This window comes from Paraburkholderia translucens (genome assembly GCF_020881035.1).
Lineage (GTDB): Bacteria > Pseudomonadota > Gammaproteobacteria > Burkholderiales > Burkholderiaceae > Paraburkholderia > Paraburkholderia translucens.
The window spans coordinates 422,169-435,536 of the sequence record NZ_JAJITC010000003.1; the positions used below are offsets into that span (position 1 = coordinate 422,169).

Here is a 13,368-nt window from a genome sequence, read left to right on the forward strand (position 1 = left end):
CGTTGATCGCAAGCGGCGCGGCGAACGAACCGGCATTCGGCCGCCGCGCCGTTTTTCATGCTGCGTTATGGCGTGATCACCACCTTGCCGATGACGCGACGCTCGGCCATGTCGCGCAACGCGCGGCCGGTGTCGTCGAGCGAATAGCGGGCGGACACGTACGGCTTGAGCTTGCCCTCGCGAATCCAGCCGGTCATCTGCTCGAAAGCCGCGCGATTGCGCTGCGGCTCACGCCTGGCGAAGTCGCCCCAGAATACGCCGACCACGCTCGCGCCCTTGAGCAGCATCAGGTTCAGCGGCAGCTTCGGGATCTCACCGTTCGCAAAGCCGACTACGAGATAACGCCCCCGCCAGCCGATGCTGCGAAACGCGGGCTCGGCATATGCGCCGCCGACCGGGTCGTAGATCACGTCCGGGCCTTGGCCGTCGGTGAGCGCCTTGATGCGCTCGCGCAGATCCTCGCTGTTGTAGTTGATCGTCGCGTCCGCACCGTGCTTCACGCAGGTCGCGAGCTTTTCATCGTTCGATGCCGCCGCGATCACGCGCGCGCCGAGCACCTTGCCGATTTCGACCGCCGCCAGCCCGACGCCGCCAGCCGCGCCGAGTACGAGCATCGTCTCACCAGGCTGTAGCGCGCCGCGATCGACCACCGCGTGATGCGAGGTGCCGTACGCGAGCGTGAACGCGGCCGCGAGTTCGAACGGCACGTCGTCGTCGAGCGGCACGCAGGCCGCGGCGGGCGCGAGCGCCTGCTCGGCGAACCCGCCGGAGCCGGTGAACGCGGCAACGCGCGAGCCGGGCCTGAACTGCGTGACCCCTTCGCCCACCGCGCGCACGATGCCCGCGGCTTCCGAGCCCGGCGTGAACGGCAGCGGCGGCTTGAACTGGTATTTGTTCTCGATGATCAGCACGTCGGGGAAATTGACGGGAGCAGCCTTCACGTCGATCACGACGTGGCCGGGCGGCGGTTCGAGATCCGGCAGGTCCTCGATGACGAGGCTTTCCGGTGGCCCGTATTGCTTGCAGCGAATCGCGCGCATCGTGTCTCCATATCGTTCGGGGTTCACAACCTTTTCGAGTGTAAAGCAAAGCGCACGACCGTGCGATTTATCGCGCCGCGGGCCGCGATATGCATTGCAATCTTTGGTGCGGCGCGGACGCGACCGGTCGCGCAGCAGGTATTGCGTTGCACAGCGCGAGGCACCCACCATGCAGTTCCATCGACGATCGTGCACGGCATCACGTTCAGCGCAAAGCAGCATTTTTCGCGTTCGACGCAAGCATGAGCGCGCGTGAAAACCACCGGTTCGCACGACCGTTGCGCTTGCCACGCCGGCACGCCGCCACGTCGTTCGCGCGCAATCTGTCCTCGGTTACAATCGGCGCATGCGAATCCTACTCAGCAACGACGACGGGTATCTGGCGCCGGGCCTCGCTGCGCTTTATGAAGCGCTGAAGCCGATTGCCGACGTCACAGTGATGGCCCCCGAACAGAACTGCAGCGCCGCGTCGAATTCCCTGACGCTGTGGCGGCCGCTCTCGGTCCTGCGTTCGGCGAACGGCTTCTATTACGTGAACGGCACGCCGACCGATTCGGTGCACATCGCGCTGACCGGCATGCTCGACCATAAGCCGGACCTCGTCGTGTCGGGCATCAACAACGGGCAGAACATGGGCGACGACACCCTGTATTCCGGCACCGTCGCGGCCGCCACCGAAGGCATCATGTTCGGCGTGCCGGCCATCGCGTTTTCGCTCGTCGACAAGGACTGGGCGCATCTCGACGACGCGGCGCGCGTGGCCGCCGAAATCGTCACGCATTATCTCGAGCGGCCGTTGCCGGGGCATCCGCTGCTGAACGTCAATATTCCTAACCTCCCATACGAGCAGCTGCGCGGCTGGCAGATCACGAGACTGGGCAAACGGCATCCATCGCAGCCGGTGATCCGCCAAACCAATCCGCGCGGCGAACCGATCTACTGGATCGGCGCCTCGGGCCAGGCGCGCGACGCGAGCGAAGGCACGGACTTCCACGCGGTTGCCAACGGCGCCGTGTCGATCACGCCGCTGCAGCTCGATCTGACTTACACGCAAATGCTGCCCGCGGCGCGCGACTGGCTGCGCGCAGGCAGCGGCGCTTCATGACCGGCGAACGCGCGAAGCGTTTTCCGCTCGGTCTCGAGGACCTGGTGCGCGAACCGCGCCGGCCCGACGGGCGCCCGGGCGAGATGCGTGCAGCGGCGCTCGCGGCGAGCGCGGCCTTGAATGCGCGGCAGCAATCGGCGAAACCGGCGCAGGGCGGCGCGGCTGCACGGGCGCAGGCAAGGACGCCCGCTGCCGCACAAGCTGCGCCGGCGACGCGACCCCAGGTGATTCCCCAGGCGAAGACGCAAGGTGCTGCGTCGGCCACGGCAATAGCGGCGACCGCCGCGATGCCGCCGAAGCCGCAGGCCGCGCCAGTCGCGAGGACAGCGGCGAACGCGTCGGCCGGTGCGTTGGCGGGGCAGCCGGTCAAGCCGGGAGCGAAGTCGTCGGTCAAGTCCGCCAAAGCCTCGACGCCTGCGCCTCGCCATGGCGCACGCGCGACGCCATCGCCTCTTGCGCCGCCCGCGCAGCAAGCCGTGAAACCCGCGCCGAACGCCGCGCTTGCCGGTGCAACGAGCGGCGCATTCGGCGGCGCAGGCAACGGCGCGACAAACAACGCATTGGCGCTGACTTCGGAACGGGTTCGCGAACGCATGGTCGAACGCCTGCGAACCAATGGCGTGAGCGATCAGCGTGTGCTCAACGCGATGGCTGCGGTACCGCGTCATATGTTCGTCGATCCGGGTCTTGCGGCCCAGGCGTACGAAGATGCCGCGCTGCCGATCGGCCATCACCAGACCATCTCGAAGCCGTCGGTGGTCGCGCGGATGATCGAGCTCGCGGCGGCCGGGCGCGCGCTGAACACCGTGCTCGAAATCGGCACCGGCTGCGGCTATCAGGCGGCGGTGCTGAGCCAGGTCGCGCGCGAGGTTTATTCGATTGAACGCATCAAGCCGCTGTCCGAACGCGCGAAGACCAATCTGCGTCCGCTGCGTATTCCGAATATCCGGCTGCACTACGGCGACGGGCGGCTCGGGTTGCCGTCGGCGGCGCCGTTCGACGCGATCGTGATCGCGGCGGCCGGGCTCGACGTGCCCCAGGCGTTGCTCGAGCAGCTTGCGATCGGCGGACGTCTGGTTGCACCGGTCGGCTCGCAGGAAGGACAGAGCCAGGTGCTGACGCTGGTCGAGCGCCTCGGGCCCGCGCAGTGGCGCGAGTCGCGGCTTGATCGCGTTTTCTTTGTACCCTTAAAATCCGGAGTGATTTGACACCGATGAGTATGTTGCGCGCGATGCACAGAACCACCCCGAATACCCCTCTGACCGTAACCCAGCGCAGCGTGTGCGTGCTCGCCTTGTCCCTGTTGATGACGGCCTGTGCATCCCGGCTCGACCAGGCGCCCGTCGTCGACCGCTCCGGCGCGGGCACGCTCGCCACCGCGCAGGGCGCGGCGCAGCCGGCCGTGCCGCTCGGTCCGCCGCCGCCTGGCTACTATCGCGTGAAGCCGGGCGACACGCTGTACCGCATTGCGCTCGAAAATGGCCAGAATTACCGCGACATCTCGGCGTGGAACAACCTGACCAATCCGAATCAGATCGAAGTCGACCAGTTGCTGCGCGTCGTGCCGCCGGGCGCGAATCCCGCGGCCATGACGCCGGGCGTCTCGACCGCGCCGATCGGCAGCGCGGGCGCGGTGCAAAGCGCACCGCTGAACGGCAACGCGCCGGCCGCGGTCGGTGCCGCCATACCGCCGCTCTACGGTTCGGCGACCAACGGCGCGCCCGCGAATGGTGCGCTTGCTCCTTCTCCGGCCAATCCCTCTGCGGCGAGCGCCGACACGGGCAGCGCCGCGGCGGGCAACGTCGCGTTCGCATGGCCGGTGCGCGGTCCGCTGCTCAACACGTTCAACGACTCGACCAACAAGGGCGTCAATATAGGCGGCTCCGTGGGCGAGCCGGTCAAAGCGTCGGCGGATGGTCGCGTCGTCTATGCCGGAAATGGGCTGCGTGGATACGGTAATCTCATTATCATCAAGCATGATGCAACTTATCTCACCGCGTATGCACACAACCGCGCTTTGATGGTAAAAGAGGGGGACGCGGTAACGAAAGGGCAGAAGATCGCAGAGATGGGCAATAGCGATTCCGACCGCGTGATGTTGCATTTCGAAGTTCGCCGACAGGGTAAACCAGTTGACCCACTGAAGTATTTGCCGCCGCAATAAGCGATACGACCATGCCGAAATCGAAGCGCCGCCCGCCGCAAGCCGAGTCTGAGAAGATCAGCGAAATCACGTCCGCCGCAGCAGTGGACGAAAGCGGTGCTTCGGAAGTGGAAGAAGAGGTCGTCGAGGAGCGCGACCTCGACGAACGCCCGAGCGGCCTCGACGACAGCGAGGGCGCCGACGCGCGCGAAGGGGCCGCCGACGCGGTGCCCGACGCCGACGATTTCCGCGCCCTGCTGCAGGCCGAACTCACGGCCGACACAATCCAGCATTATCTGAACCGCATAAGCGTGAAGCCGCTGCTCACCGTCGAGGAAGAGCAGAAATATTCGCGCCTTGCCAAGGCCGGTGAGTTCGAAGCGCGGCAGGTGATGATCGAACGCAATCTGCGGCTGGTCGTCAGCATTGCCAAGGGTTATCTGAATCGCGGCGTGCCGCTGCTCGATCTGATCGAGGAGGGCAACCTCGGCCTCATGCACGCAATCGAGAAATTCGATCCGACGCGCGGCTTCCGTTTTTCGACCTACGCGACGTGGTGGATTCGCCAGAGCATCGAGCGCGCGATCATGAACCAGGCACGCACCGTGCGATTGCCCGTGCATGTGATTCGTGAGCTCAACCAGGTGTTGCGCGCGAAGCGTCATCTGGAAAAGAACTCGATGAATGCCGGCGAGGCGGCCGAGCGCCGCGACGCGAGCATCGACGACATCGCCTATCTGACCGGCAAGACCACAGACGAGGTCACCGACATCCTCGCGCTGAACGAGCACACCGCGTCGCTCGATGCACCGCTCGACCTCGATCCGGCGAGCAGCCTGCTCGATCTGCTGTCCGACGACCAGAGCCAGTCGCCCGACGCCGAGGTGCAGCATCGCGAGCTCGAAACGCTGACGCGTGCGTGGCTCGCGCGTTTGTCGGACAAGCACCGCCACGTGATCGAGCGGCGCTTCGGTCTGAATCATATAGAGCCCGCCACGCTCGAGGAGCTGGCCGACGAAATGGGCCTCACGCGCGAGCGTGTGCGCCAGATCCAACAGGAAGCGCTGGTGCGGCTGAAGCGCTTCTTCGCCTCAAACGGTGTCCGCAAAGACGCCGTTCTCTGAACTGATGACACCGATTCTTGTTTTCGACATCGAGACGATTCCCGATGTCGCCGGCATCCGCCGTCTTGAAGATCTGCCCGCGTCGATGAGTGACGCCGAAGTGGCCGAGCACGCGTTCGCCGCGCGCCGCGAAAAAACCGGCAGCGATTTTCTGCCGCATCACCTGCAACGGGTTGCGGCGATTTCCTGCGTATTTCGCGACAACAACGGATTTCGCGTGCGCTCGCTCGGCACGCCAGAGGACGGCGAGGCGACGCTCGTGCAGTCGTTCTATCGCGTGATCGAAAAGTACACGCCGCAGCTCGTATCGTGGAACGGCGGTGGTTTCGATCTGCCGGTGCTCAATTATCGCGCGCTCGTCAACGGCATTCCCGCCTACCGGTTCTGGGATCTCGGCGACGACGACCGCGACTTCAAGTGGAACAACTACATCAGCCGTTACCACGCGCGTCACACCGACCTGATGGACGTGCTCGCGATGTATCAGGCGCGCGCCAACGCGCCGCTCGACGCACTCGCGAAAATGTGCGGCTTTCCTGGCAAGATGGGCATGGACGGCAGCCAGGTGTGGCAGGCGTTCCAGCAAGGGCGCATCGAGGAAATCCGCAACTACTGCGAGACCGACGTCGTCAATACCTACCTGCTGTATTGCCGCTTCCAGCTGATGCGCGGCGGCTTTTCGCCGTCGGAGTATGCTGATGAAGTCAATCTCGTGAAGAACGCGCTGGCATTGGAAACCGCGCCGCAGTGGGCCGAGTATCTGGCCGCGTTCGAGTAGTAAGCTCGCACCACCAGAGCCTGCACGCGGTCGTTGCGCCGCCAGCCGGGCCATGAGCCGTCGGCGCCTGGGGCGCGGTCTGCACCGCATGGCAGGCAAGCCAGACGCTTCGTCTACAATCTCGCCTTTCTCCCACAGCTTGTCAGGAAGTCCGCAGGTGTCCCGAACTGCCCCCCAACGTCGCTCGCCGCGGCGCTCACCGAAACATGCGAAGGCGCACGCCCCGGCGCCGGCGGCCGTCATTACCGGCAACGAGCCGGTCATCGAAATCGTTTCGCTCGACATGGAAGCGCGCGGCGTGGGCCGCACCGAGAGCGAAGATGGCACGCCAGGCAAGGTCGTATTCGTCGAAGGCGCATTGCCGGGCGAGCGCGTCAGCTACTCGACGCATCGCAGCAAGCCGAAATTCGAGCAGGCCGAAGTCGTTCAGGTGTTCCGCGAAAGCGCCATTCGCACGGCGCCGAAATGTACGTACTTCAACATCTGCGGCGGCTGCTCGATGCAGCATCTCGACATGCGCGCCCAGGTGGCGGTCAAGCAGCGCGTGCTCGAGGACAACCTGCAGCATTTGGCCAGGCTGCGCCCCGAAACGGTGTTTCGGCCGATTCACGGGCCGTCCTGGGGATATCGCTATCGCGCGCGGCTCGCGGTGCGCTACCTGCCGGAGCGCGGCGGCATGCGCATCGGCTTTCACGAGAAGAAGAGCAGCTACATCGCCGACATGAAGACCTGCGAGGTGCTGCCGCCGCATGTGTCGGCGATGCTGATGCCGCTGCGCTTCATGGTCCGCAAGCTGTCGATCTACGACCGCATGCCGCAGCTCGAGCTTGCGGTCGGCTCGTCGGTCACGGCGCTCGTCGTGCGCAACCTCGAACCGCTGACGGCCGAGGACGAGCAGGTGCTGCGGGAGTTCGCAGACGAGCACAAGGTGCAGTTCTGGATTCAGCCGGGCGGTCCCGACACGGTCACGCCGCTTTATCCGCTCGACGTGCAGCTCGACTACACGCTGCCCGAATACGGCATCCGCATGCCGTTCAAGCCGACTGATTTCACGCAGGTCAATCACGCGATCAACCGGGTGTTGGTGAGCCGTGCGTTGCGCCTGCTCGCGCCCGAGCGCACGGATCGTGTGCTCGACCTGTTCTGCGGGATCGGCAATTTCACGCTGCCGCTCGCGCGGATCTCGCGGGAAGTGGTCGGCATCGAGGGCAGCGAAGTGCTGACCCAGCGCGCGCTTGCGAACGCGGAGCTGAACGGCGTCGCGGGGCATACATCGTTCGCGAGCCGCAACCTGTTCGAAGTCACCGCCGACGACCTGCGCGCGCTCGGTCACTTCGACAAGTTCCTCGTCGACCCGCCGCGCGAAGGCGCGCTCGCAGTCGCGAAAGCGCTCGCCGAGATCGCACAGAGCGGCAACGGGCCGCTGCCGAAGCGCATCGTCTACGTGTCGTGCGCGCCGGCCACGCTCGCGCGCGATGCCGGCCTGCTCGTTCACGAGGCCGGCTATCGGCTGGTGGGCGCGGGCGTCGTCAACATGTTTCCGCATACGTCGCACGTGGAATCGATTGCGCTGTTCGAGCGCGACTGAGCCGCGCGGCGCGCACAAAAGAAAACGCCACGGCCCCGGCCGTGGCGTTTTTCTTTTCAGACGACGCTCAGTGTGCCGTCGGCAAGCGGGGCGTCAGAACTGCCACCACGACTTCTGCGCGCCTGGCCGTGCGCGGCCGGTGATATATGGGCTGTCGGGGAAAGTGCCGGCCAGCACACGCCGGGTGTCGTCGGCGAGTTGCTGGTTGTTCAGCTTCTCGTACGACAGGATCATGATGTGCAGCGCGTCTTCGATGGCCGGCGCGTTCTTGTATTCGCGCAATGCGAGCTGCGCGCGGTTGATCGCGGCGACATAGGCGCCGCGGCGATAGTAGTAGTCCGCCGCGTGGACTTCGTGCGACGCCAGCGCGTTCACGATGTAGCGCATGCGCTGCGCGGCGTCCGGCGCGTACTTGCTGTTCGGGAAGCGGTCCACCACGACCTTGAATGCGTCATACGACTCGCGCAGCGACTTCGGATCGCGCTCGCTCATGTCCTGGCCCGAGAAGCGGCCGAACAGACCGAGGTCGTCGTTGAAGTGGATCATGCCCTTCAGGTAGTACGCGTACGCGATGTCCGGGTGATCCGGGTGCAGCTGGATGAAGCGGTCGATGGCCTGGTCGGCGGCGGCGTTTTCGTTGTCCTTCCAGTTGCAGTACGCGACGTTGATCTGGGCCTGCTGGGCGAAGTGGCCGAACGGGTCGCGGCCCTCGAGCAGCTCGAAATACTTGGCGCACTTGCCCCAGTCACCACCGCTCAGGGCGTCGTTCGCCTCCGTATATAATTTGTTGTTGGCCCACGTGGCCGTTTCGTCGGTCTTCTCCGGCAGGCCGTGGCAAGCCGCAACAGCGACGACGGCCGCGGCGCACGCAACGTATCCGGCCACTTTCCGGGCCGCCTTCTTGATGGCCGCCATATTGATCGCCGCTTCAGTGATGGTGTTCAAGGCTCGCATTTTCCAGTCTAGCTTTACGTCCAGGTGACCCAGATTCAATGACCCGCTCAAATACTCCAGGCACCGCAGGCGCCGGGAATAGCAACAAAGATTATAACGTAAGCGCCGACCCCGCCGACGCGTTGGGCGTCGATTCCCTCGACGACGATTTCGCCGGCGAGGCGCTCGCCGCAAGCAGTCCGCAAGGGGCCGCCACGGCGTCAGGCGTGCCCGGTCGCACGGCCGACGAGCCGCCGCGCCGCGTCGTCGTGCCCGACGAATTGGCCGGCGAGCGCCTCGACAAGGTGGTCGCGAAGGTATTCCCGGAATTCTCGCGCAGCCGTCTGCAAAGCTGGATCGAGGCCGAGCGGGTGCGCGTCGACGGCAAGCCGGCAAAGATCCGCCAGCCGGTGCCGCTCGGAGCCACCATCGAACTCGAGCCCGATCTGTTGCCCGAGCAGCTCGCCTTCACGCCCGAACCGGTACCGCTCGACATCGTCTACGAGGACGACACGCTCGTCGTCATCAACAAGCCGGCCGGCATGGTCGTGCATCCGGCCGCGGGCAACTGGAGCGGCACGGTGCTCAACGGCCTGCTGCATCGCTATGGGGAGGCGGCGGCCGGTCTGCCGCGCGCGGGCATCGTGCATCGGCTCGACAAGGAGACGTCGGGGCTGATGGTGGTCGCTCGCACGCTCGCGGCGCAGACCGACCTCGTGCGCCAGTTGCAGGCGCGCACGGTGAAGCGCCGCTATCTCGCGCTCGTGTGGGGCAACATGCCCGAGGAAGGCACGATCGACGCGCCGATCGGCCGCGATCCGCGCGAGCGCACGCGCATGGCCGTGGTGACGGGCGCGGCGGGCAAGCCGGCGCGCACGCATTTCAGGCGCGTGACCTCCGCGATCTGGCAACGTCAGCCGGTCACGGCGATCCATTGCGATCTGGAGACGGGGCGCACCCATCAGATTCGCGTGCATTGCGCGCATATCGGCCATCCGCTGCTCGGAGACCCCGTGTATGGACGCGCGCGCGGCAAGCGCTCGGTCACGCCGCTGCCGGACGGCTTCGCGCGCCAGGCGCTGCATGCGTGGCGGCTCGGGCTGATCCATCCGAAGACCGGCCGCTCGATGCAGTGGCGCGCCGACGTGCCGGCCGACATCGAGGCATTGTCGGCGGCGCTCGGTCTGGGCCGCGACGATGCTGGCGAGTTCGACGACGCGTATGACGAGGATGAGGACTACGATGTCTCGTTCGATGCCGCCGCGTACGATGAAGGCAGCGATCACGACGACGAGGACGATCACGCATGAACACGAACTTGCCGGAGCTGGGTTTTGCCGATGTCGTTCAGCCCCCATGGAACGTATCGCCGCGCGTGCGCGCGCTCGTGACGACGCGCGACGGGGGCGTCAGCGAGGCGCCGTTCGGGCGCTGGCGCGACGGCGCTGACCAGCCCGGCGGTCTCAATCTGGGCATGAAAACCGGCGACGACCCCGCCGCTGTCGCGAGCAATCGCGCACGGCTCCTCGCGCTCGCCGGTGTTCGCGAAGCCGCATGGCTGGAACAGATCCACGGCGCCGGCATCGTACGCGCCGAGGACGCGCTCGCGTACGCGCGCGAGCACGGCGCGCCGGTGCGCGCCGACGCCAGCGTCACCAGTCACGCGGGCATCGCGTGCGTCGTGATGGTCGCCGATTGCATGCCGGTGCTGTTGTGCGACGAAGCGGGGCGCGCGGTCGGCGCGGCGCATGCCGGCTGGCGCGGACTCGCGGCGGGCATCGTCGAGCAGACCGCCGCGCGTGTCGCTGCGCTGGCCGGCGTGCAGGCGAGCGAATTGCACGCGTACCTCGGACCGTCGATCGGGCCCAGCGCATTCGAAGTCGGTGCAGACGTGCGTGACGCGTTCATGACCGTCGTCGACGGCGCACAACGCGAGGCCACCTCGAACGCATTTGTCGCGCATCCGGAGAATGCGGGCAAATATCTGGCCGATCTGCCGGCGCTCGCGCGTCTGCGCCTGCAACGGCTCGGCCTCACGCGCATCAGCGGCGGCGATCTGTGCACGGTCACGCTGCGCGAGCGTTTTTATTCTTATCGCCGCGACCGCGAAACGGGCCGAATGGCCGCGTTGATCTGGATCGACAATCAGGCGCAAACCATTGCCGATTAATTTTTTTTCAGGGCCCCGCACGCATCTGGTCATACCTTTGGGATCGAACGGTGGGTTATTTCGCGCGGGTCGGTGATTATTGAATGCCACCGCGAATGCGCCGTTGAAAACGTGTCCTCCCGCCCTCACGCACGTTTTTTTTGTTGCACTGCCGGAAGGCCCGCCGAATAGCGGAAATCGCCCGCCGGCAATGTGGGGGCGCGCACGAACAAACTGGCTTAAATGCCGGGCGGGGTGGGAGTTTTCTGATTTGCTCGTAGTGCGATTCATTTGGCTCGCAGAAGTGCGATTTCCCATACAGGGAAAACGATAATTAAAAAACTATCGCACTGCGGCAAAATCGGGAACAAGCATTGACATGCCTTGTGATGGGGAGCAAGAATGTTCCTCCCGAGCTCCTCGTCGTACATGGGACAGGGCGTGACGAGGTCGCGAGCAATCGCTACGTGCGCACGAACCTGCCTCTCAACCCGTCCGTAAGGACTTACCGGTCAAAAGCAGGCATGGCAGCATCTCATTCCTCAGCTTCCCCTAGCACGGACTCCTCGAAGGAGCACACGCGGCAGGCCGGTACGAGCGGTGCATCGTCAACCGCAGGCATGCAGCAATTTCTCGACGCCTGGATGAGCGCATGGCGGTCGTTTGGCGTGCCGCCGAACGGCACACCGTTCCAGGTTCCCCCATTGCCGCAGATGCCGGACTTCGCACAGTTGGCGGCAGCCTTCCCGCAAATGCCAGCGTTTCCCGGCATGCCCGACTTCAGCAAGCTGGCCGCTGGCGCGCTGCCGTCGTTGCCGGGACTGAGCATTCCCACCGCCGCGATTCCGCCGGCGCGTTTGCAGAGGCTGCAGACCGACTATTCGCGCGAGGCGATGGACCTGATCCAGCAGGCCACCACGTCGGCGATCAAGGCGCCCGCACTCAAGGACCGGCGCTTTAGCGCGGACGCCTGGAGCGAAGCGCCGGTCTATGCATTCACCGCCGCATGGTATCTGCTGAACGCGCGCTATTTGCAGCAGATGGTCGATGCGCTCGACACCGAGCCGAAAACGCGCGAGCGCATCCGCTTCGCGGTTCAGCAGTGGACCGCGGCGGCCTCGCCGAGCAACTTCTTCGCACTGAATCCCGAAGCGCAGAAAACGCTGCTCGACAGCAAAGGCGAGAGCCTGCGCCAGGGCGTGATGAACCTGCTCGGCGATCTGCAGCGCGGCAAGATTTCCCAAACCGACGAATCGCGTTTCACGGTCGGCGAGAACCTCGCGAACACCGAGGGCTCGGTCGTGTTCGAGAACGATCTGCTGCAACTGATCCAGTACAAGCCGCGCACGCCGACGGTGCGCGAACGGCCGCTGCTGATCGTGCCGCCGTGCATTAACAAGTTCTACATTCTTGACCTGCAGCCCGAGAACTCGCTCGTCGCGCACGCGCTCGATTCGGGCCACCAGGTATTCCTGATTTCGTGGCGCAATGCGGATCAGTCGATCGCGCACAAGACGTGGGACGACTACGTCAGCGAGGGCGTGCTCACTGCGATGGACACCGTAAGCAGGATCAGCGGCCGCGAGCAGATCAACACGCTCGGCTTTTGCATCGGCGGCACGTTGCTCGCCACCGCGCTGGCCGTGGCGGCGGCGCGCGGCGAACATCCTGCCGCCTCGATGACGCTGCTCACCGCGATGCTCGACTTCTCCGACACGGGCGTGCTTGACGTGTTCGTCGACGAGGCGCACGTGCAGATGCGCGAGCAGACCATCGGCGGCAAGAACGGTGCGCCGCCCGGACTGATGCGTGGCATCGAATTCGCGAACACCTTCTCTTTCCTGCGCCCGAACGACCTCGTGTGGAACTACGTCGTCGACAATTACCTGAAGGGCCGCACGCCGGTGCCGTTCGACCTGCTGTACTGGAACAGCGACTCGACCAGCGTGCCGGGGCCGATGTACGTCTGGTATCTGCGCAATACGTACCTCGAGAACAAGCTGCGCGAGCCGGGTGCGCTCACCACCTGCGGCGAGCCGATCGATCTGTCGAAGATCGACGTGCCGACCTTCATCTACGGTTCACGCGAAGACCATATCGTGCCGTGGCAAACCGCCTATGCGTCGGTACCGCTGCTTACCGGGCCGCTGAAGTTCGTGCTTGGCGCGTCGGGCCATATCGCCGGTGTGATCAATCCGCCCGCGAAGAAAAAGCGCAGCTTCTGGAAGCTCGAGACCGATGCGAAGACGCTGCCCGAATCCGCCGACGAATGGTTCGACGCTGCGACCGAAGTACCCGGCAGCTGGTGGCCCGAATGGACCGAGTGGCTCGATCAGTACGGCGGCAAGAAAGTGAAGCCGCGCGCCACGCCCGGCTCCGACGAATTCGCGGTCATCGAGCCGGCGCCTGGCCGCTATGTGCGGCAAAGGGAGTAAGGTTTCACATACGGGCTCGACCCGCGCGTTCGAAGGTCGTTTTGGCGTTGACTATCGCTCGCGGTCGGCCGGT

11 protein-coding genes are annotated in these 13,368 nt (G+C 65.4%); 9 read left to right on the forward strand and 2 right to left on the reverse strand.

Going from position 1 to position 13,368, the window contains the following annotated elements:
• Positions 1-65: 65 nt before the first annotated feature.
• Positions 66-1,040: an NADPH:quinone oxidoreductase family protein gene (locus tag LJ655_RS07500; RefSeq protein WP_230560610.1), complete on the reverse strand. Its 975-nt coding sequence runs from the start codon at positions 1,038-1,040 to the stop codon at positions 66-68.
• A gap of 346 nt (positions 1,041-1,386) precedes the next feature.
• Here LJ655_RS07500 and surE point away from each other — a divergent pair, with 346 nt between their 5' ends.
• The 6 genes from surE (at position 1,387) to rlmD (ending at position 7,778) form a co-directional block, all read left to right on the forward strand.
• Positions 1,387-2,145, forward strand: coding sequence for a 5'/3'-nucleotidase SurE (gene surE, locus LJ655_RS07505; protein WP_230560611.1), 759 nt, complete (start codon positions 1,387-1,389; stop codon positions 2,143-2,145).
• The gene (locus tag LJ655_RS07510) at positions 2,142-3,353 is read left to right on the forward strand and encodes a protein-L-isoaspartate(D-aspartate) O-methyltransferase (protein ID WP_230560612.1); all 1,212 of its coding nucleotides are present in this window, start codon (positions 2,142-2,144) and stop codon (positions 3,351-3,353) included. The genes surE and LJ655_RS07510 overlap by 4 nt, the downstream gene beginning before the upstream one ends.
• A 5-nt stretch (positions 3,354-3,358) precedes the next feature.
• Positions 3,359-4,309 (forward strand): peptidoglycan DD-metalloendopeptidase family protein, encoded by a 951-nt coding sequence (locus LJ655_RS07515; RefSeq protein WP_230560613.1) that lies wholly within the window; start codon positions 3,359-3,361, stop codon positions 4,307-4,309.
• An 11-nt stretch (positions 4,310-4,320) separates the two neighbouring features.
• A complete protein-coding gene (gene rpoS / locus LJ655_RS07520) occupies positions 4,321-5,412 on the forward strand; it encodes an RNA polymerase sigma factor RpoS (RefSeq protein WP_230560614.1) in 1,092 nt (363 codons plus the stop codon).
• Positions 5,413-5,416: 4 nt separating this feature from the next.
• On the forward strand, positions 5,417-6,190 hold the full coding sequence (locus tag LJ655_RS07525; protein ID WP_230560615.1) for a 3'-5' exonuclease: 774 nt from the start codon (positions 5,417-5,419) through the stop codon (positions 6,188-6,190).
• Between the two features lie 157 nt (positions 6,191-6,347).
• On the forward strand, positions 6,348-7,778 hold the full coding sequence (gene rlmD / locus LJ655_RS07530; protein WP_230560616.1) for a 23S rRNA (uracil(1939)-C(5))-methyltransferase RlmD: 1,431 nt from the start codon (positions 6,348-6,350) through the stop codon (positions 7,776-7,778).
• Positions 7,779-7,871: 93 nt separating this feature from the next.
• Here the strand turns inward: rlmD and LJ655_RS07535 are convergent, their stop codons facing one another.
• The gene (locus LJ655_RS07535) at positions 7,872-8,693 is read right to left on the reverse strand and encodes an outer membrane protein assembly factor BamD (RefSeq protein WP_425605782.1); all 822 of its coding nucleotides are present in this window, start codon (positions 8,691-8,693) and stop codon (positions 7,872-7,874) included.
• Positions 8,694-8,770: 77 nt separating this feature from the next.
• On the opposite strand from LJ655_RS07535, the gene LJ655_RS07540 reads away from it, so the two are divergent.
• From LJ655_RS07540 to phaC, 3 genes are all read left to right on the forward strand, one after another.
• Positions 8,771-10,021, forward strand: a complete 1,251-nt coding sequence (locus LJ655_RS07540) for an RluA family pseudouridine synthase (RefSeq protein ID WP_230560618.1) — start codon at positions 8,771-8,773, stop codon at positions 10,019-10,021.
• The gene (pgeF, locus tag LJ655_RS07545; protein WP_230560619.1) at positions 10,018-10,881 is read left to right on the forward strand and encodes a peptidoglycan editing factor PgeF; all 864 of its coding nucleotides are present in this window, start codon (positions 10,018-10,020) and stop codon (positions 10,879-10,881) included. The genes LJ655_RS07540 and pgeF overlap by 4 nt, the downstream gene beginning before the upstream one ends.
• Before the next feature lie 599 nt (positions 10,882-11,480).
• Positions 11,481-13,295 (forward strand): class I poly(R)-hydroxyalkanoic acid synthase, encoded by a 1,815-nt coding sequence (gene phaC / locus LJ655_RS07550; RefSeq protein ID WP_230560620.1) that lies wholly within the window; start codon positions 11,481-11,483, stop codon positions 13,293-13,295.
• Positions 13,296-13,368 lie beyond the last annotated feature (73 nt).